Consider the following 18,171-nt stretch of genomic DNA (forward strand, 5'->3'; position numbering starts at 1 on the left):
CATCGACGGCCATCCCCATAGCCGCATCGAAGACCTCATGCCGTGGCGATTCCGCAAAACGTCAAGCCAGCCTCAATAGGGTTGCGGCTAAGCGCTTACTTTCGTCCCGCGTAAAGCCGAGCTGCAACGCCGCAGATCTTAATTTATGGGCCTTCTGCGCCTCCCGTGCAGCGGTGGCGTCCTGTGCTTCGCGACAGGCGTCCCCGATGGCGTAACTGTCTGGCCAATGACGTTCGTTGGCGGCGGCTTGTCCGGCGGGGGCCTTTCGGGAAGAAGCGCCTTGCTTGGCAGCTGAGAAATTTCTACCAGCCGGACCCCGCGTGCCATGGCCGACGCGGCTTTTCCTTTTGTGCGCCATGGTGCGTCAACCGATTTTTCGATTGCGCGTGGTATTGGTGCCGGCCTCGGCGCGTGCCTTTGCCTCACGCTCTGCCTGCCACGCAAGAATCACGCGGCCAAACCAGCCTTTTGCTCTGCCCGTGTCGCTAAGCGAAATGGGGGACGGGACTTCGCCAGAAGCAATCTTTCCGGCGAGGGCGGTGTCGCGATAGCCAAAAAAATAGTGACCATAGGCTACGCGATAAAACCAGTCGGGATTGATAGGTTGATTGTCGATTGGGTGTCGACGGCGTTTGGACATTGGGGCTCTCCACGGTTTAATGCCAGGTGGACAGCCATAACGTCACTTGTAGCCGCGAACCGGGACTATTTGACACCCGGTTTGCGGCCAGATCGCAGGTACCGCGTCATGTGAGTAAGCAGATCAATCTTGGGGTCGCCAAACAAAATGGCTGAGAGCTGGTGCCAAGCGTTTTTGCGCGTCAGCGTGATGGCCTCACGGAGGCGCAGCTTCTTGACCAGCCAGTATTCTGTCAATTTGAAGGCCACATCTACCGCTGCTTGTTGACGATGACTGGCGCGCCCTTGCGGCATTGGTACCTTCTTCCACTCGAACGTTAGGTCATCGCAGAACTCGATTGCGCCCTGAAGGTCGAACGCTTTGTCGAAGTGAATTTGCTGGAGAGGCGGCAAGTCATTATAGGCAACCTTGGCCCTATTTAACGCCTCGGCAAGCCGCTTCACTGCACGTTCGGAATCTTTGGATCGTGGAGATCGGATTCTTTGCTCTTCTTCGGCACGATTAACGGTACCGATGGCATGTCTGATAGTTGTTCGGCATGTCGCCCGTTCCGCAGGGTTGGGCCTGAGGATGTGGAGCGCTTTTTGAATCGCACCTTGGTACCTCCCCCCTCCGGGTAGGAACACTTGATCCGCGAAAAAAGCTTCATCCGTGAAAAAGAAGTCAATGTGCCCATCGGGAACGAGGCTAAACGGATAGTAGAGATCCTTGATGTTCACGGCTTCGATAAGCTTCGGAATTTCATTTTTGGCGATCATTTGCCCCCCCGGATGGCAACGACGTCGCCTGAGCGTTTCGGTGAGGTGCAATACTTTGCCCAATCGGCCATGAGCCGCGCACGCTTAGCAACCAAATCGCCACGTCGATAGGCGGCCTCCACCTTGTTGCCAACCACATGGGCGAGTGCCATTTCGACGACGTGATTAGGATAGCTAGTCCGTTCCGCCGCCCAATCCCGAAACGTAGACCGAAAGCCGTGGACAGTGATGTCGGAGCGGCCCATGCGTTTCAGCACCTCAGCCATCGCCATGTTCGAAATCGGAACGCCCTTGCGGGCGCCGGGGAATACAAAATCACCCTCACGGGGAAGCGCCTTCAATAGTTCAAGAGAACGGCCGGTCAGCGGTACGCGATGTTCTTTTTTGGCCTTCATGCGCTCTGCTGGGATGGTCCACAGCTTTGCATCCAGATCAATCTCCGACCAGCGACTGCCGATGACTTCACCTGTGCGGCTGGCATTCAGGATCGTGAACTCCAATGCCCTCGGGGCGATGCCCTCGCGAACTGCGAGCTGAGCCATAAAGCCAGATGTTTCGGCCAAGGGTAGCGCGGCGTGGTGTTTGACCTTGGCGATCGTGTTCCGTGCGGGAAGGACGTGAGCCAGGTTGCCATCCCAGGCAGCGGGATTATCCCCCGTCCGATAGCCGCTCGTCTTCGCAAAATCAAGAATGGCTTCAATACGACCGCGCACTCGGCTTGCCGTCTCGGTTTTGGTGTCCCAGATCGGCTTGATCGCCTTGAGGACGAGCGTCTTGTCTATCGCCGCAACCGGCAACTTTGCTAACGCCGGGTACGCGTACATCTTCATTGTCGAGAGAAATTGCGCGCTGTGTTTTGCGTTGCTCCATTTGCGTGAGTGAAATTTGAAGTATTGTTGGGTGCATTCGCTAAATGTAACGTTCGCTGCCGCCGCCAAAGCTCGTTCTGCAGCCTGGTTGACGCGCTCCTCGGTTCGAGCATCGATCGGGTCGATCCCATCCTTCAACAGCTGTCGTGCCTTGCGGGCGCGCTCGCGGGCCTCGTCCAATGTGAAGTCATCCACTGGTCCCAGGCCCATCGCCCGCTCGCGCCCGCCGCGCTCATAGCGCAGCAGCCATGAGCGGGCGCCGGTCGGCGTTACCTGCAGATAGAGGCCCTTGCCGTCGCCGTAGCGGCCCGGCTCAGTGAGTTTCGCGACCTGCCTTGTGGTCAATGCCATGGCAATTTCCCCCCGGCTGTAAACCCCCGGCTAGACCCCCGGTTCGGCCGTAGCGGTGCATACCGACCAATATCGGGCGAAAACGGGCAGGAACAAGTGGAGAAAATCTGACGGCGCAAGGCTTTTTAAGGCCTCACCGCCGGTCCTGTTCGGGCCGTTTCGGGGCTTACCAACCGCTATAAAGGCGGCCACTCTCTCCGCCATCAGCCCCGTGTCCGCTCCAATTGCCGCTGTCCAAATGGCGGCGTCAAAACCCGGTCGCGATGCGGCAACCTGGCCGCAGTTTATTCCATCATTCAACCAGTACATGCGTCGTGGGAAAAGCCCCAAAGGTGCATGAGCGTCTCTCGCGCGCCTTCGGCCGCCACAACGCGTCGTGAAGTCGCGCCATGCAGAAACGCGCCTGTACACGGTGGCGTGACCTCCATAACTTCCGCGGCGCAATGTGAGGAGATGCGACGTGGCGAAGAAGACGGCGACCAGGAAGAAATCTGCTGCGAAGAAAGCAGCGAAGACCTCCAGCAAGACAAGCGCCGTTCGCAAGGGCAAGGTCGCGAAGGCTGCAACCAAGCCGGTCAAGCAGGCAGCTCCGCGCAAATCATCGGCACCACGCCGCCCAAAAGGCCCGGCCTGGCAATGGTCGGCGGTCGAGACCGCAGCCGCCATCCGCTCCAGCGCCATCTCGGCGGTCGAGACCGTCGAGGCGCATCTCGAGCGGATGCGGGCCGTCAATCCGCGACTGAACGCGGTTGTCGTCGATCTCTCTGAGGAGGCGCTGGCCGCGGCGCATGCGGCCGACAAGCGGCGCGCGAAGGGCGGCGAGCTCGGCCTTCTGCACGGCGTACCGATCACGATCAAGGAGAACGTCGACTACGAGGGCCGTCCGAACTTCAATGGCGTCCCCGCCAACAAGGACCTCATCGCGCCGTCGGATTCGCCGGTGGTGCGCAACCTGAAGAAGGCTGGCGCGATCATCATCGGCCTCACCAACACGCCGGAATTCTCCTTCCGCGGCTTCACCGACAATCCCCTGCACGGGCTGACGCTCAATCCCTGGGATCCCAATATCACCTGCGGCGGCTCCTCGGGCGGTGCGGGTTCGGCGGTCGCCGCCGGCATAGGCACCATCGCGCACGGCAACGACATCGGCGGCTCGCTGCGCTGGCCGGCGCATTGCAACGGCGTTGCGACCATCAAGCCGACGCAGGGACGTATTCCGGCCTTCAACGCAAGCGCAACCGCCGAGCGGCCGATGCTGGCGCATCTGATGTCGGCGCAGGGGCCGCTCGCCCGCCACGTCGCCGACGTCAGGCTCGCGCTGGAGGTGATGAGCCAGCGCGATCCGCGCGATCCCTGGTGGGTACCGGCGCCGCTGGTCGGGCCGAAGCCGAAGGGGCCGATCAAGGTCGCGCTCGCCAGGATTCCTGAAGACATGGACGTCGATCCGCACGTCGCGGCGGCGTTGCGTCAGGCCGCCGATCACCTGGAGCGTTCCGGCTATCGCGTCAGCGAGGTCGATGTGCCCGACATCGACGGCGTCTGGCAGACCTGGTGCGACATCATCACCAACGAGACGATGGTGATGCAGGAGGCCGGCATGCTGAAGGTGACGTCGGAAGACTTCCACAAGGCGTGGGGCGGCATGAAAGCCAAGGCCAACGTGCTCGACCTCAAGGCCTGGATGCAGGCGACCGCCGCGCGCAACGGCCACATTCGCGCCTGGCAATTGTTCTTCGAGGAGTATCCGGTGGTGCTGGCACCGACCACGGTGAAGCCGACGCCTAGCCCGCGCGAGGACACTGTCAGCCCCCAGCGCGTGCGCGAGATTTTCTGGGGCGAGATCCGCTTCATCTCCGCGATCAACGTGCTGGGCCTGCCGGGCGCCGTGGTGCCGGTGACGCTGCACGATGGCCAGCCGATCGGCGTGCAGCTCATTGCCGGGCGCTATCGCGAGGATCTCGCGCTCGATGCAGCGGCCGCGATCGAGAAGCGCGCCGGCGTGCTCGCCCATCGGCTGTGGGAACAGATGGACTGATAGGGCAGCGAAGTTGTTTCCCTCTCCCCTTGTGGGAGAGGGTGGCTCGCCGCGCAGCGGCGAGACGGGTGAGGGGTCTCTCTCCGCTAACGCAAGCTTGGCCGTATGGATAGAGACCCCTCATCCGGCGCTTCGCGCCACCTTCTCCCACAAGGGGAGAAGGGAGTGCAGCGTGTTCGCTGCCGCCAACCGCAAAACTTCATTAATCCAATTTGACTTGAATTTTAGCCAATTCCCCAACAACCGTTAGGGTTACTTCCTCGATCTCTAGACGAATTATTGTCCGCTTTACCACCCGCCTCTAACAGAGGGACGGCGGACAACGCACATGCCTCATACAGGCCAATAAGTGCGGCCCGCTCCACGCGGAGGTGGCACGATGCGCAACGAGACGATCGCTATTCACGCCGGCTACGAGCCCGAAGCCACCACGCACGCGGTTGCCGTGCCGATCTACCAGACCGCGGCCTACGCCTTCGACAGCGCCGATCACGGCGCGGCGCTCTTCAATCTCGAGACCGAAGGCTATCGCTACAGCCGCATCGCCAATCCGACCAGCGCGGTGCTGGAAAAGCGTATCGCGGAGCTCGAGGGCGGCGTCGGCGCGCTTGCGGTCGCGACCGGGCAGGCCGCGCTGCATTTCGCCTTCGTCAACGTCGCCGATCACGGCGGCAACATCGTTTCCGTGCCGCAGCTCTATGGCACCACGCATACGCTGCTCTCGCACATCCTGCCGCGGCAGGGCATCACCGGCCGCTTCGCCGAGAGCGACAAGCCCGAGGCAATCGAAAGGCTGATCGACGAGAACACCCGCGCCGTGTTCGCCGAAACCATCGGCAATCCCGCCGGCAATGTCTGCGACATCGAAGCACTGGCGAAGGTCGCCCACGCCCACGGCGTGCCGCTGATCGTCGACAATACCGTTGCAACGCCCATCCTGCTCAAGCCGTTCGATTACGGCGCCGACATCGCCGTGCATTCGCTGACCAAGTTTCTGGGCGGTCACGGCACCACGCTCGGCGGCGCCATCGTCGACTCCGGAAATTTCCCCTGGGCCAAGCACGCCGACCGCTTCCCCGGTTACAACAAGCCGGATGCCTCCTATCACGGCCTCGTCTATGCCGAGCGCTTCGGCCGCACAGCCTATATCGAGCGCGCGCGCAGCATCTATCAGCGCACCATGGGTTCGGTGCTGTCGCCGTTCAACGCCTTCCTGCTGCTCCAGGGCATCGAAACCGTCGCGCTGCGCATGGAGCGCCACTGCGAAAACGCCCGCAAGGTCGCCGAATTCCTGCGCAAGGATCCGCGCGTGGCCTGGGTCAACTACACCGGCTTCCCGGACAGTCCCTATTATCCGCTGGTGCAGAAATATCTCGACGGCAACGCCTCGTCGCTGTTCACCTTCGGCATCAAGGGCGGCATGGAAGCCGGCAAGTCCTTCTACGATGCGCTGAAGCTGATCACGCGCCTCGTCAATATCGGCGATGCCAAGTCGCTGGCCTGCCATCCGGCCTCGACCACGCACCGGCAGATGTCGGCGGAGCAGCAGCGGGTCGCCGGCGTTTTGCCGGAAACGATCCGCTTGTCGATCGGCATCGAGCATTGCCAGGACATCATCGAGGACCTCGATCAGGCACTGGAAAAGGCCTGCCCGTCCGCGCGCCTCCAGGCCGCGGAGTAGGCGGCTGCGCCGATGACGATCCTGATCGACAGGGATCAAGCTATATCGAGCCCGGCGCTGGTGCCGGGAGCGGGCGATCTGGCGCGCGAGCCCGGCGGCACCGAGCTCACGATCGGGTTGATCAACAACATGCCGGATCCGGCGCTGAAGGCGACCGAGCGGCAATTCATGAAGCTGCTGCAAGCCGCAGCAGGTCCGCGCCGCATCCGCTTTCACTGCTTCTCGCTGCCTTCGGTGAAGCGCTCGCCGGAAGCGAGATGGCATGTCGAGAGCGAATACTCGGAACTCACCGAGCTCAGACGCCACAGGTTCGACGGCCTGATCGTGACCGGCGCCGAGCCGATCGCGCCTGAGCTCGACCAGGAACCGTATTGGCGCGATCTCACCGAGCTGATCGACTGGGCCAAGGTCAACACGCGCTCGACGATCTGGTCGTGCCTCGCTGCGCATGCCGCGGTGCTGCATCTCGACCGCATCGAACGGCGGCCGCTGCCGGCCAAATGTCACGGCATTTTCGACTGCGAAGCCGTGACCAGGGATCCGCTGACGCGGGCCGCGCCCGCTCCCCTCAAGGTCTCGCATTCGCGTCTCAACGAGATCGCCGAGAGCGACCTCGTTGAGGCCGGCTACCAGGTGCTGACGCGTTCGGCAAAGGCCGGCGTCGATACCTTCGTCCGCCAATATGCCAGCCGATTCGTGTTCTTCCAGGGCCATCCGGAATATGACGCGCTGTCGCTTCAGCGTGAATATCTGCGCGACATCGGCCGTTATCTCGCGCGTGAGCGCGACAATTATCCGCATCTGCCCGTGAGCTATTTTGACGCTTCGACCGAAGAGAAGCTGGTCCGCTTCGAGAAACAGGCAAGGCACCAGCGCCACCCCGCGCTCAGCAACGAGCTGCCCGCGCTGAATTTGCGTGCCGATATTGCCGCGGGCAGCGCCGCGGCGGCATTGTTCCGGAACTGGCTGCAATATCTCGGCGCGGGGACCGACGCGTCGGTGCTTGCACGTTAGGTCGGGACGACGGCATCGACGTTAGGACTAACGAAGTGTGTAGCTTGCCTCGAGCGGCGCACGAATGCTTCAGTGACGGCGGGGCAGACAGGAAATGCGAGTCGTGTGGTCGGCACTCCAGGGACGCGTGAGCAATCGGCTGGCCCGGCACTTTCGTGCCGCGCCGCACCGTCTGCCCGCGCATGCGCCCATGGTGAGCTTCACCTTCGACGATGCCCCCGATAGCGCCGCAGGCGAGGGCGCCGAGCTTCTGGAGCAGCATGGCGGCCGCGGTACCTTCTATCTCGCGGGCAGCCTGGTCGATCGTCCCTCGGACCATTGGCACGGCCTGTCGAACGACGCGATCGTGCGGCTTCACCGGGCGGGGCACGAGATTGCGTGCCACACCTTCTCGCACCAGAGTGCGGTCAATCTCGACGAGACCGCCATGGCCCGCGAGATCGAGCGAAACCGCAGCCATTTTCGCGGCATCGATTCCTCGATCACGCTCGAAAATTTTGCTTACCCCTATGGCATCGCGTCGGTGTGGCGCAAGCCGCAGCTCGCCAAGACCTTCCGCTCGGCGCGCGGCATCCTTCCCGGCGTCAATCGCGACGTCATCGATCTCCAGTTCCTGCGGGCCTCGCCCCTGGTCGATCGCGAGATCAATACGACGGGTGTCGATGGCTATTTCGACGAGGCGGTCGAGAGCGGCGGATGGCTGATCTTCTACGGTCATGACGTCGCCAACGCGCCGAGCCCGTATGGCTGCACGCCGGACCTGATGCGCCATGCGCTGCAGGCCGCCGCGAGGCGCGACATGCCGATCGTGACGGTCGCGGAAGCGCTGCGGAGGATCGGGGCGTAAGAAAGTTTTCTTCCCACGAAGGGTGGAAGGCGGCGTCCTGCGGAGCAAACAGCCTTGCCACGCCTGCGCGGTCATGCGACTGGCCTTGTGACGAATCTCACGGCCTCACCCCGACATGCCCATGTCCTCTCCTTCCACCGCTCCGCTGCCTGCGCCGGCCCAGGGCCGCGATGCGCTGTCGGTGCTGCGTTCGGTGTTCGGCCTGCCCGGGTTCCGCGGCGCGCAGGGCGAGATCATCCGGCACGTCACCGGCGGCGGCAATTGCCTGGTGTTGATGCCGACCGGCGGCGGCAAGTCGCTGTGCTATCAATTGCCGGCGCTGCTGCGCGAAGGCTGCGGTGTCGTGGTGTCGCCCTTGATTGCGCTGATGCGCGACCAGGTCGCCGCCATGCTCGAAGCCGGGGTCAACGCGGCCGCGCTGAACTCGTCGCTGACCCCGCAGGAAGCCTCCGACATCGAGCGGCGCCTGATCGTGGGTGATCTCGACCTGCTCTATGTCGCGCCGGAACGGCTGCTGACGCCGCGCTGCCTGGCGCTGCTGGCGCGGGCGAAGGTGGCGCTGTTCGCGATCGACGAGGCGCATTGCGTCTCGCAATGGGGCCATGATTTCCGCCCCGAATATGTCGGCCTGTCGATCATCGCCGAGCGCTTTCCCGACGTGCCGCGCATCGCGCTGACCGCGACTGCCGACGAATTGACCCGCAAGGAGATCGTCGAGCGGCTTCAGCTTGCAGACAGTCCGCACTTCGTCTCCAGCTTCGATCGTCCCAACATCCGTTATGAGATCGTCGACAAGCGCAACGCGGTGTCGCAGCTCAAGGATTTCATCCGGGGGCGTCACGCAGGTGATGCGGGCGTCGTTTATTGTCTCTCCCGCAAACGGGTCGAGGAGGTCGCCGCGGCGCTCGACGACGCCGGCATTGCCGCATTGCCCTATCACGCCGGGCTCGACAGCAGCGTGCGCTCGCGCAACCAGGACCGCTTCCTCAACGAGGACGGCATCGTCATCGTCGCGACCATTGCCTTCGGCATGGGCATCGACAAGCCGGACGTGCGCTTCGTCGCGCATCTCGATCTACCCAAGAGCATCGAGGCCTATTACCAGGAGACAGGACGCGCCGGCCGCGACGGCAAGCCGTCGGCGGCCTGGATGGCCTACGGTCTCTCGGACATCGTGCAGCAGCGCCGCATGATCGACGAGTCGAGCGGCTCCGACGAATTCAAGCGGGTCTCGATTGGCAAGCTCGATGCGCTCGTTGGCCTCGCCGAAACGCCGCACTGCCGGCGCCGGCGGCTGCTCGCCTATTTCGGCGAGATCGTGATGGGCGAGGGCTGCGGCAATTGCGACAATTGCCTGACGCCGCCGAAAATGCGCGACGGCAGGGTGCTGGCGCAAAAACTGCTATCCTGTGCCTATCGCACCGGGCAGCGTTTCGGCGCGATGCACCTCATCGACGTGCTGATCGGACGCCTGACCGAGAAGGTGACGCAGTTCGGTCACGACAAGCTCACCGTTTTCGGCATCGGACGCGAGCTCAACGAGAAGCAGTGGCGTACGGTGCTGCGGCAGCTCGTGGCGATGGGACATTTGCTGAGTGACAGCGAATCGTTCGGCGCGCTGAAGCTGACGGATTCGTCGCGCGGCGTGCTGCGGGGCGAAACGGAAGTGTGGCTGCGCGAAGAGGCGCCCGGCGTCCGGATCCGTTCGAGCCGCGCCAAGTCCCGCCGCGGTGATCTGGCCCCGGCAGCCGACGCGCCGCAGGGCGATGTCGATCCTGAATTGCGCGCGCGGCTACGAGCGTGGCGCTCGGACATTGCCCGCGCACGTGGCGTGCCGGCCTACGTCGTGCTGCATGACGCCACCATCGACGGCATCGTTCGCGCATGGCCGACCACGCTGGACGAACTGCGCAATGTGCCCGGCATCGGAGACAAGAAGCTCGAGCATTACGGCGACGAGCTGCTGCAGATCGTCAGGACGCGGTAGGGCGCGGGCACACCTCCGCCGTCATCCCGGACAAGCGCAGCGAAGCGGAGCGCCGATCCGGGATCCATAGCCACGGGCCGTAGGAAAAGGCACGCTGACTGCCTCAGCGTGTTTCAACAATTGGCAGTCGGGGTAATCGGTCCTGGCTTTCGCCAGGACGACACTCGTCGGGAGGTGCGCGCCGCCTCACATCACCGACGCGCTAGCCGTTCCGGAACGCATATCCATAGCCGTTCAGCGCCGGCGCGCCGCCGAGATGGGCGTAGAGGATCTTTGCGCCCTTCTCGAAATAGCCCTTCTGCGTGAGATCGATCAGGCCCTGCATCGACTTGCCCTCGTAGACGGGGTCGGTGATCATGGCTTCGAGACGCGCGGTGAGGCGGATTGCCTCCTTGGTTTCTTCCGACGGCACGCCGTAGGCGGGATAAGCATAATCCTCGATCAGCACGACGTCGTCGGCGACGAGATCCTTGCCGAGCTCGACGAGCTTGGCCGTGTTCTGTGCGATCGAGAGCACCTGCGCCTTGGTCTGCGCCGGGGTGAAGGAGGCGTCGATGCCGATCACCTTTCGCGCGCGGCCATCGGCGGCGAAGCCGACCAGCATGCCGGCATGGGTCGAGCCGGTGACGGTGCAGACCACGATGTAGTCGAACTTGAAGCCGAGTTCGGCTTCCTGCTTGCGCACTTCCTCGGCGAAGCCGACATAGCCGAGGCCGCCGAATTTGTGCACGGAGGCGCCGGCGGGAATCGCATAGGGCTTGCCGCCCGCCGCCTTCACCTCCTCGATCGCGTCCTCCCAGCTCTTGCGGATGCCGATGTCGAAGCCGTCGTCGACCAGGCGCACGTCGGCGCCCATGATGCGCGACAGCATGATGTTGCCGACGCGGTCATAGACGGCGTCCTCGTGCGGCACCCAGGCCTCCTGCACCAGGCGGCACTTCATGCCGATCTTGGCCGCGACGGCCGCGATCATGCGGGTGTGGTTGGACTGCACGCCACCGATCGAGACCAGCGTGTCGGCGTTCGAGGCGATCGCGTCGGGGATGATGTATTCGAGCTTGCGCAGCTTGTTGCCGCCATAAGCGAGGCCGGAATTGCAGTCCTCGCGCTTGGCATAGACCTCGACATTGCCGCCGAGATGCTTTGACAGCCGCTCCAGCTTCTCGATGGGCGTCGGACCAAAGGTCAGCGGATAGCGCGCGAATTTTTCGAGCATCGTCAGGTCATCCCGATTGGCGTTAATGTCTCCAAAAATGCTAGCATCGCTCTGCAAAAAGGTGCTTTCAAATATTGCGCCTCTATTGCGGATGATCTTGCGATAATGGACGAGATGTGTGGTATTCCTTTCGGACTAGGTACTAAGAACGGAAGCTTCTTCCATGTCCGCTCGTCTTGATCGTGTCGACCTTAAGATGTTGCGATTGCTGCAAAATAACGGCCGGCTCAGCAACGCCGAGCTGGCCGAAACCGTCGCCATCAGTCCCGCCACCTGCCATCGCCGCACCCAGCGCCTGTTCGAGCACGGCTTCATCGCCGCCGTCCGCGCCATCGTCGCGCCGAAGAAGGTGGCAAAGGGTACGCTGGTGATGGTCGGGGTCGTGCTCGACCGTTCGACGCCGGAGAGCTTTGCGATCTTCGAGCAGGCGATCACCAGGCTGAAATTCGTGCTCGACTGTCACCTCGTCGCCGGCGACTTCGACTATTTCCTCAAGATCCGCGTCGGCGACATGGAGGACTTCAACCGTATCCACGGCGAGCAACTGATCGCGCTGCCCGGCGTGCGCCAGACCCGCACCTTCTTCGTGATGAAGGAAGTCGTCGACAACGCGCCGCTGGAGTTTTGAGCGGCCTCACAACGCTTGTTCGACGATGCCGTCCGCGACCTGCTCCCGGCCGGCGTCCTCCGGCCGCATCGCGATCACCGCGATCAGCCCGAGGCCGACGCCGATCATCACATAGAAGATCGGCGCCAACGGGGAGCCGGTGAGCGCGATCAGCCATGTCACGAAGAACTGGGCAAAGCCGCCGAATACCAGCACCGCGACATTGTTGACGATGGCAAGCGCGGTCGAGCGGACCCGGATCGGGAACAGCTCGACCAGCGTGGTGCAGTAGACGCCGAGGAAGAAGGCGCTGAAGCAGCCGATGACGACCTGGGCGACCAGGAGCTTTGCGATCGACGGCTCGGAGATCACCCAGCTATAGCGCGGATAGAGCGAGACGAAATAGCCGATGAGCGAGACCAGCAGCAGCGGCTTGCGCGGGTAGCGGTCGGAGATGGCGCCGGCAATGGGGACGACGATCACCATCACGATCGCCGCGATCATCTGAACCAGGAAGCTCTGCATCAGCGGCAGCTTCAGCACCTCCTTGGCGTACGTCACGGTGTAGCCGAAGGTGACGTAGAACGACACGGCGCTCGCCACCACCATGCCCATGCCGATCAGGAAATTGCGGCCGGGATTCTTCAGCGCGGCGATGAAATCCTCCTTGTGCACCGTCGCCATGCTGCGCCGGGACGCTTCGGGCTCGATGACGCTGGCGCGCATATAGAGCAGGATCGGAACGATCACGAGGCCGACGAAGAAGGGAATACGCCAGGCGCCGGCGGCAAGCTGCTCCTGCGTGAAGGTCAGCGTCAGGGCGGCGCCCAGCACTGCGCCGAGCACGTTGGCCATGAGCTGGCCGGCGATCTGCCACGAGCCATAGAAGCCGGTGCGGCCGGGAGGCGCCGCTTCGATCAGATAGGCGGTCGAGGTACCGAACTCGCCGCCGACCGAAAAGCCCTGTAACAGCCGCGCCAGCAGCACGATCAGGGGTGCCCCAATGCCGGCCGTGGCGTAGGTCGGCGTCAATGCCAACAGCGCGACCGACAGCGCCATGATGCCCATGCCGAGCGTCATCGCCGCTTTCCGCCCCTTGCGATCGCCGAAATAGCCGAGCACGAGGCCGCCGATCGGTCGCATGAAGAAGCCGGTGCCGAACAGCGCGGTCGTCAGCAGTAGCGCGTTGATCTCACTGCCCGGAATTTTCGGGTCGACCGGAAAGAACAGGTTCTTGATGACCGGTGTCATCAGCGCGAACACGGTGAAGTCGTACCACTCCATTGCGTTGCCGGCGACCGCGGCCACGATGGCTTTCCTGTTCGTCTGCATCTCTCGCTTGCCTGTCCGGTTGCGCCTATTCGGCGAGTTGATGGGTGGCGTCGGCATCCTGCCATTCGTCGCCAACGAGTTCCGGCGTTGCGAAGGCCTTGAGGTTGGCGAAATGAATCTCGCGATCCTCGACGAAGAGGCGGCGGACGATGCCGCGCGCGAGCCGGTCGGCGCCCTCGCTGATCGCGGGAATATCGCCGGAAAGCTTTCCGTGGCTCAGCGTCGCCGGATAGTTGAAACAGTGCAGCCGTGCCAGCATCGGGCAGGCGCCTGACTGCTTCTCCAGGAACTGAAAGCTGTCGCCGAGGTCGGGCGAGTTTTCCAGCTCCGCATTGTCCATGCCGTCAGGCGTCGGGAAGCGGTCGCTCCAGAAGCGGATATGCGGCGCAAACGCGGCAAGCTCGTCGCGCAACGCGAGGTCGACCTTGAAGCCGGTTCCGAAGATGATGAAGTCGGTCGCATAGCGGCCCTTCGGCGTCGTCACCATGAGATGATCCTCTTTGACGACGAGATCATCGATCGGACTTGCGAGATGGAAATGCGCCTGCGGATAGGCGGAGACGCGCAGCACGCTCTGCCGCGGCGGCGGCGTCTGCGCTTTCAGCGTGTGATCGAGGAAGCGCCATTTCCAGTCGTCCGTCAGGCCGGCAAAGCCGTGCACGACCCCTTGGCTGCCGATACCGGTGAACTTGTTGACGCGCGGGATGTCCGCGCGCCGGATGAAGAGGTCGAGGCGCGCGGCGCCCGACTCCAGCGCCATCGCCGCGTTGTCCATCGCGGATGCGCCCGCGCCGACGACGGCGACGCGCTTGCCGCGGAGCTTTTCGAAGTCGATAGGATCGGCGGAATGCGCCCAGAAGCGCCGGTCGATGCCGTCGGCGAGCGGCGGCACGTAAGCGCCGCCGAGGCCGTCGCGCCCCGTCGCCAGCACGACATGCCGGGCGAGAATGTGTCGCGACGTGCCGCTCTCGCTGATGTCGAGAGCGAACAATTCATCGGGGCGCGCGTGGATACGCGCAACCGAGACCCCGTTGCGGACCGGCAGGCCCAGCACTTTGCGGTACCATATCAAGTAATCCATCCATACCGTGCGCGGCGCGCGGTCGAGCGCCTGCCACGCCTGCTCGCCATATTGCGCTTCGTAGAAGGCGCGGAAGGTCAGCGCCGGCATGCCCATCGCGGGGCCGGTCAATTCCTTGGGCGAGCGCAGCGTCCGCATCCGCGCGAACGTGACCCAGGGACCTTCCTCGCCTGCGCACGCGCGGTCGAGCACGAGCTGGTTGTCGACGCCGAGACGCTTGAGCATGGCGGAGGCGACAAGGCCGGCCATGCCGGCACCGACGATGACGACGTCGAAGACACCCTCGCCATCGACGACGCGGCGGGGCACCCATGACTTGGCGGGCAGTTCGAGCCAGGCCAGATCCTGCTTCAGGCGCGCTTCAAGTGCCCCGAGGCCCGCCGCACCAGGTGTCATCGTCATGAGGAAGCTTTCTCGAATTGACTGGTTTCGTCGCCGGCCTCGGCTAGCGCGGTGGCGCCGCTATGCAGCCTTGCGCCCGGCATCAGCGCGACCGCGGCGCGCAGTGCGCCGTTGAGTGCGGCAACCGTTGGCGTCGGCTCGCGCCCGGTCGGCGCAATCGCGGCGAACAGGAACGAAATGGACACGTCCAACGGCCGGGTGACGACGCCTTCAACCGGCAGGCTGGACGTCAGCACCGGCTCGACCACGGCGATGCCGAGCGACTGCTTGGCCATGGCAATCGCCGTCAGGGAAGCGTTGGTATCGATGACCCCAGCGGGCACGACACCTTCACGCTCCAGCGCCTCCTCCACGCGGCGGCGAAGCCGGTAGGGGTTGGCCATCGTCAGCAGCCGGACGCCACCAAGGTCCTTCAGGCGAATGACCTTCTTCTTCGCCAGCGGGTGATCCAACGCGAGGCACGCAACGCACGGCACCTCGCAGACCCACTGCACGTCGAGCCCGGGATGCTGGATCGGCAGGCTCGCAAGACCGAAATCGACCGACTGCGACAGCACCGATTGCACCACATTCTCGGCCGAGAGCGCCTGCACGTGGATCTGGCTTGGTAGCAACTCGCGTTCGAGCGCTGCGAGCGCAGCCGGGACGAAGCCGGCCGCCAGCGCCGGGATCGCCGCCAGGCTGAGCACGGGAAGCGCACCCGCGCCGATCGCGTTGGCGCGCTGGCGGATGTGCTTCAGGCCCATCAGAAGCCGCTCGACCTCGGCATGAAACAAGACGCCTTTCGGCGTCGGGCTGATGCGCGGGCCATTCCGGGTGAACAGGAGATAGCCGACGTCAGCCTCGAGATCCTGGATCTGACGCGTCGTGACCGGCTGCGAACGGCCGAGCAACCGTGCCGCACCCGTGATGCTGCCGGCCGACATCACGGCGGCAAAGGCCTCGAGAAGGCGAATGTCGATAACGTCCTGGTTCATGGTCTGGTGCCCGCATTATGCGAATATAGAATGAACAATATTTCTTGATGTGCAATAGGCATTATGAGAAGTTGAGGGTCATGTCGATGGAGCCGAACCCCTTTCGCCATCACAATCCGGCCGGACCGGCCTATCGGCGCGGCTGGGTCGATGAGGCCGTGGCGGCGATCGAGGCCGACCAGTGCCGCACCGCCGACACGCATCTGATCCGGCTGATCGTGCCGGCGCTATCAGGCATCGACATCTATCTGAAGGACGAGTCCACGCATCCGACCGGCAGCCTGAAGCACCGGCTCGCGCGCTCGCTCTTCCTCTACGCGCTCTGCAACGGCCACATCCGCGAAGGCACGCCCGTGGTGGAAGCCTCGTCGGGATCGACCGCGGTGTCGGAAGCCTATTTCGCACAGATGATCGGCGTGCCCTTCTATGCCGTGATGCCGCGCACGACATCGGCGGAGAAGATCGCCGCGATCGAGCATTATGGCGGCAACTGCCATCTGATCGATGACGGTCGTGCACTCTATGCGGAAGCGGCGGCGCTCGCCGCCCGCCTGAACGGCCACTATATGGACCAGTTCACTTTCGCCGAGCGCGCCACCGACTGGCGCGGCAACAACAACATCGCCGAATCGATCTTCACGCAATTGAAGGGCGAGACGCGTCCGTTGCCGGACTGGATCGTGATGGGGGCGGGCACCGGTGGCACCTCGGCCACGCTCGGACGCTATTTGCGCTATCGCCAGTACCCGACGCGGCTCTGCGTTGCCGATGTCGAGCATTCCGCCTTCTTCGACTGCTTCCGCTCGCAGGACCGCTCCCATGTTTGCGAGCGGCCTTCGCTGATCGAAGGCGTCGGTCGGCCCCGCTGCGAACCCTCCTTCGTGCCGGGCGTCGTCGATCGCATGATGAAGATCCCGGATGTCGCAACGATCGCAGCGATGAACGTGCTGTCGCGCCGGCTCCGCCGGCCAGTCGGCGGCTCGACCGGCACCAATTTCCTGGCGCTGTGCCGCATTGCCTCGGAGATGAGCAGCGCCGGTCAAACCGGATCGCTGGTCACGCTGATCTGCGATTCCGGCGAGCGCTACCGGCAGACCTATTATGATCCCACGTGGCTGAAAGCTCGCGGCCTTGATCCGATGCCGATCGAGGCTGCCCTGTCGGCGTTTCTCGATACGGCGCAGCCGCCGGCGCTCGCCGTCGAGGACGTCGCCAATCCACAGAGCTCGCGGAGCAATGCTTGACCACGCTGATCGAAACCATTGTCGGCGTGCCCGCGGCGTCGCGGCTCGGCCACGCTCTGAACGCCCGCACCGAGATTTTGCGCCTCAGCGAAGCGGCCCATGACGCGGTGCTGCTGCCGCGCGAGCCCGGCGGTCTGAGCCACGGCTTGCGGGCGGCACTCGCGGCGCGGATGTGCCGTCATGTCGGCGACGGGGCGCTGATCGCGCATTACGAATCCTACCTGGCGCATTCGAGCGATCTTGATTTGGCCGTGCTCACCCGGCCCGGCGGTGTGTGCGGCGATCCTCTTCACGATGCCATGGCCCGCCACGTCGATCTGCTGACGCTTTCGCCGCGCGAGGCGACGCGACAGGACATTGCGGCGCTGAAGGTGGCCGGCGTCAGCGAGGCCGATATCGTGCGGCTGTCCGAGCTTGGCGCCTTCGTGAACTACCAGCTGCGGGTCCTGGCCGGCCTCAGGCTCCTGAAAGAGGTCGAAGCCTGATGAGCGAGGTCGTCCATAGCTTCACCACCACGGTCCCGACCTGGTCGCCTTATGTCACGCCAGTCGAGCTCGCCTCGGCAACGCCCGAGCAGCTCGCGGCGATGAAGGTCACCCCCTCCAACAAGGGCGTCTCGCCTTACGTGCTGACGCTGGCGCATGACCCGGAGTCGCTCGCGGTGCGCTCGCCGCTGTTCAACCTCATTATGTATGGCAAGGACGGCCTGTCCCCGGCGGAGCGCGAGCTCGGCGCGCTGAGTGCCTCGGTCGTCAACCGCTGCATCTATTGCGCCGCCGTGCACGCCTCACGCTTCATCAATTACTCCGGGCGCAAAGAGGTCGTCGAGGAGATCTTTGCCGACGAGCGCGATGCCACGCTGGAGACGCGCCAGCAGGCATTGTTCAATTTCGCTACAAAACTCTCGACGACTCCGATCGAAGCGAGCGCAGACGATGCGCACGCACTTGGCGAGGCCGGGCTGAGCGAGCTTGAGCAGCTCGACCTGGTGCTGTCGGCCGCGATCTTCGGCTGGGCCAACCGGCTGATGCATACGCTGGGCGAGCCGCTGGTGCGGCCGGAAGCATCGTAACCGACGCCATCGGCTCGCCCCAAACCGAATGTCACGGCAACTTCACTTGCCTTGCGAG

16 protein-coding genes are annotated in these 18,171 nt (G+C 63.9%); 9 read left to right on the top strand and 7 right to left on the bottom strand.

Annotation, left to right across the window (positions count from 1 at the left end; all coding sequences use genetic code 11):
* Nucleotides 1-364: 364 nt before the first annotated feature.
* The 3 genes from IVB42_RS20215 to IVB42_RS20225 all read right to left on the bottom strand — a co-directional run bounded on the left by IVB42_RS20215 (nucleotide 365) and on the right by IVB42_RS20225 (nucleotide 2,618).
* Complete coding sequence (locus IVB42_RS20215) at nucleotides 365-640, bottom strand: hypothetical protein (protein ID WP_247398788.1); 276 nt, start codon at nucleotides 638-640, stop codon at nucleotides 365-367.
* A gap of 65 nt (nucleotides 641-705) precedes the next feature.
* The gene (locus IVB42_RS20220) at nucleotides 706-1,398 is read right to left on the bottom strand and encodes a hypothetical protein (RefSeq protein WP_247398789.1); all 693 of its coding nucleotides are present in this window, start codon (nucleotides 1,396-1,398) and stop codon (nucleotides 706-708) included.
* Nucleotides 1,395-2,618: a site-specific integrase gene (locus IVB42_RS20225; RefSeq protein WP_247398792.1), complete on the bottom strand. Its 1,224-nt coding sequence runs from the start codon at nucleotides 2,616-2,618 to the stop codon at nucleotides 1,395-1,397. Before IVB42_RS20225 ends, IVB42_RS20220 begins: the two co-directional genes overlap by 4 nt.
* A 460-nt stretch (nucleotides 2,619-3,078) precedes the next feature.
* Between IVB42_RS20225 and IVB42_RS20230 the strand changes: the two genes are divergently transcribed.
* The 5 genes from IVB42_RS20230 to recQ all read left to right on the top strand — a co-directional run bounded on the left by IVB42_RS20230 (nucleotide 3,079) and on the right by recQ (nucleotide 10,182).
* On the top strand, nucleotides 3,079-4,653 hold the full coding sequence (locus IVB42_RS20230) for an amidase family protein (protein WP_018452862.1): 1,575 nt from the start codon (nucleotides 3,079-3,081) through the stop codon (nucleotides 4,651-4,653).
* A gap of 379 nt (nucleotides 4,654-5,032) precedes the next feature.
* Nucleotides 5,033-6,334 carry an O-acetylhomoserine aminocarboxypropyltransferase/cysteine synthase family protein gene (locus tag IVB42_RS20235; RefSeq protein ID WP_085348411.1) on the top strand — a complete coding sequence of 434 codons (1,302 nt, stop codon included), beginning with the start codon at nucleotides 5,033-5,035 and terminating at the stop codon, nucleotides 6,332-6,334.
* A 12-nt stretch (nucleotides 6,335-6,346) separates the two neighbouring features.
* On the top strand, nucleotides 6,347-7,348 hold the full coding sequence (locus IVB42_RS20240) for a homoserine O-succinyltransferase (RefSeq protein WP_018452864.1): 1,002 nt from the start codon (nucleotides 6,347-6,349) through the stop codon (nucleotides 7,346-7,348).
* A 103-nt stretch (nucleotides 7,349-7,451) separates the two neighbouring features.
* Entirely contained in the window at nucleotides 7,452-8,195 is a 744-nt protein-coding gene (locus tag IVB42_RS20245) for a polysaccharide deacetylase family protein (RefSeq protein WP_026232410.1), read from the top strand.
* Nucleotides 8,196-8,316: 121 nt separating this feature from the next.
* Entirely contained in the window at nucleotides 8,317-10,182 is a 1,866-nt protein-coding gene (recQ, locus tag IVB42_RS20250; RefSeq protein WP_018452866.1) for a DNA helicase RecQ, read from the top strand.
* 202 nt (nucleotides 10,183-10,384) lie between these two features.
* Here recQ and IVB42_RS20255 read toward each other — a convergent pair whose 3' ends face one another.
* Nucleotides 10,385-11,398 (bottom strand): 1-aminocyclopropane-1-carboxylate deaminase, encoded by a 1,014-nt coding sequence (locus tag IVB42_RS20255; RefSeq protein ID WP_085348408.1) that lies wholly within the window; start codon nucleotides 11,396-11,398, stop codon nucleotides 10,385-10,387.
* A gap of 163 nt (nucleotides 11,399-11,561) precedes the next feature.
* Between IVB42_RS20255 and IVB42_RS20260 the strand changes: the two genes are divergently transcribed.
* Nucleotides 11,562-12,026 (top strand): Lrp/AsnC ligand binding domain-containing protein, encoded by a 465-nt coding sequence (locus IVB42_RS20260; protein WP_026232411.1) that lies wholly within the window; start codon nucleotides 11,562-11,564, stop codon nucleotides 12,024-12,026.
* A gap of 6 nt (nucleotides 12,027-12,032) precedes the next feature.
* Here the strand turns inward: IVB42_RS20260 and IVB42_RS20265 are convergent, their stop codons facing one another.
* From IVB42_RS20265 to IVB42_RS20275, 3 genes are read right to left on the bottom strand one after another with little or no spacing between them, the layout of a single operon-like run.
* Nucleotides 12,033-13,337 carry a citrate-proton symporter gene (locus IVB42_RS20265; protein ID WP_247398795.1) on the bottom strand — a complete coding sequence of 435 codons (1,305 nt, stop codon included), beginning with the start codon at nucleotides 13,335-13,337 and terminating at the stop codon, nucleotides 12,033-12,035.
* 25 nt (nucleotides 13,338-13,362) lie between these two features.
* Nucleotides 13,363-14,820: an NAD(P)/FAD-dependent oxidoreductase gene (locus IVB42_RS20270; RefSeq protein WP_018452870.1), complete on the bottom strand. Its 1,458-nt coding sequence runs from the start codon at nucleotides 14,818-14,820 to the stop codon at nucleotides 13,363-13,365.
* On the bottom strand, nucleotides 14,817-15,797 hold the full coding sequence (locus tag IVB42_RS20275; RefSeq protein WP_018452871.1) for a LysR family transcriptional regulator: 981 nt from the start codon (nucleotides 15,795-15,797) through the stop codon (nucleotides 14,817-14,819). The genes IVB42_RS20270 and IVB42_RS20275 overlap by 4 nt, the downstream gene beginning before the upstream one ends.
* Before the next feature lie 86 nt (nucleotides 15,798-15,883).
* On the opposite strand from IVB42_RS20275, the gene IVB42_RS20280 reads away from it, so the two are divergent.
* Genes IVB42_RS20280 through IVB42_RS20290 form a run of 3 tightly spaced genes read left to right on the top strand, consistent with a single transcriptional unit; the run spans nucleotide 15,884 to nucleotide 18,113 of the window.
* Nucleotides 15,884-17,041: a PLP-dependent cysteine synthase family protein gene (locus IVB42_RS20280; protein ID WP_039798756.1), complete on the top strand. Its 1,158-nt coding sequence runs from the start codon at nucleotides 15,884-15,886 to the stop codon at nucleotides 17,039-17,041.
* Nucleotides 17,038-17,526 (top strand): hypothetical protein, encoded by a 489-nt coding sequence (locus IVB42_RS20285; RefSeq protein ID WP_018452873.1) that lies wholly within the window; start codon nucleotides 17,038-17,040, stop codon nucleotides 17,524-17,526. Before IVB42_RS20280 ends, IVB42_RS20285 begins: the two co-directional genes overlap by 4 nt.
* The gene (locus tag IVB42_RS20290; RefSeq protein WP_018452874.1) at nucleotides 17,526-18,113 is read left to right on the top strand and encodes a peroxidase-related enzyme; all 588 of its coding nucleotides are present in this window, start codon (nucleotides 17,526-17,528) and stop codon (nucleotides 18,111-18,113) included. Before IVB42_RS20285 ends, IVB42_RS20290 begins: the two co-directional genes overlap by 1 nt.
* Nucleotides 18,114-18,171 lie beyond the last annotated feature (58 nt).

The organism is Bradyrhizobium sp. 45, from assembly GCF_023073155.1.
Taxonomy (GTDB): domain Bacteria; phylum Pseudomonadota; class Alphaproteobacteria; order Rhizobiales; family Xanthobacteraceae; genus Bradyrhizobium; species Bradyrhizobium canariense_D.

What these genes read in the sequence shown, in the direction of transcription:
- IVB42_RS20280 (WP_039798756.1), top strand. Translation starts at nt 15,884, where the DNA reads ATGGAGCCGAACCCCTTTCGCCATCACAATCCGGCCGGACCGGCCTAT.
- IVB42_RS20240 (WP_018452864.1), top strand. Translation starts at nt 6,347, where the DNA reads ATGACGATCCTGATCGACAGGGATCAAGCTATATCGAGCCCGGCGCTG.
- IVB42_RS20225 (WP_247398792.1), bottom strand. Translation starts at nt 2,618, where the DNA reads ATGGCATTGACCACAAGGCAGGTCGCGAAACTCACTGAGCCGGGCCGC.
- IVB42_RS20235 (WP_085348411.1), top strand. Translation starts at nt 5,033, where the DNA reads ATGCGCAACGAGACGATCGCTATTCACGCCGGCTACGAGCCCGAAGCC.
- IVB42_RS20255 (WP_085348408.1), bottom strand. Translation starts at nt 11,398, where the DNA reads ATGCTCGAAAAATTCGCGCGCTATCCGCTGACCTTTGGTCCGACGCCC.
- IVB42_RS20265 (WP_247398795.1), bottom strand. Translation starts at nt 13,337, where the DNA reads ATGCAGACGAACAGGAAAGCCATCGTGGCCGCGGTCGCCGGCAACGCA.
- IVB42_RS20215 (WP_247398788.1), bottom strand. Translation starts at nt 640, where the DNA reads ATGTCCAAACGCCGTCGACACCCAATCGACAATCAACCTATCAATCCC.
- IVB42_RS20260 (WP_026232411.1), top strand. Translation starts at nt 11,562, where the DNA reads ATGTCCGCTCGTCTTGATCGTGTCGACCTTAAGATGTTGCGATTGCTG.
- IVB42_RS20220 (WP_247398789.1), bottom strand. Translation starts at nt 1,398, where the DNA reads ATGATCGCCAAAAATGAAATTCCGAAGCTTATCGAAGCCGTGAACATC.
- IVB42_RS20290 (WP_018452874.1), top strand. Translation starts at nt 17,526, where the DNA reads ATGAGCGAGGTCGTCCATAGCTTCACCACCACGGTCCCGACCTGGTCG.
- IVB42_RS20270 (WP_018452870.1), bottom strand. Translation starts at nt 14,820, where the DNA reads ATGACGATGACACCTGGTGCGGCGGGCCTCGGGGCACTTGAAGCGCGC.
- recQ (WP_018452866.1), top strand. Translation starts at nt 8,317, where the DNA reads ATGTCCTCTCCTTCCACCGCTCCGCTGCCTGCGCCGGCCCAGGGCCGC.
- IVB42_RS20275 (WP_018452871.1), bottom strand. Translation starts at nt 15,797, where the DNA reads ATGAACCAGGACGTTATCGACATTCGCCTTCTCGAGGCCTTTGCCGCC.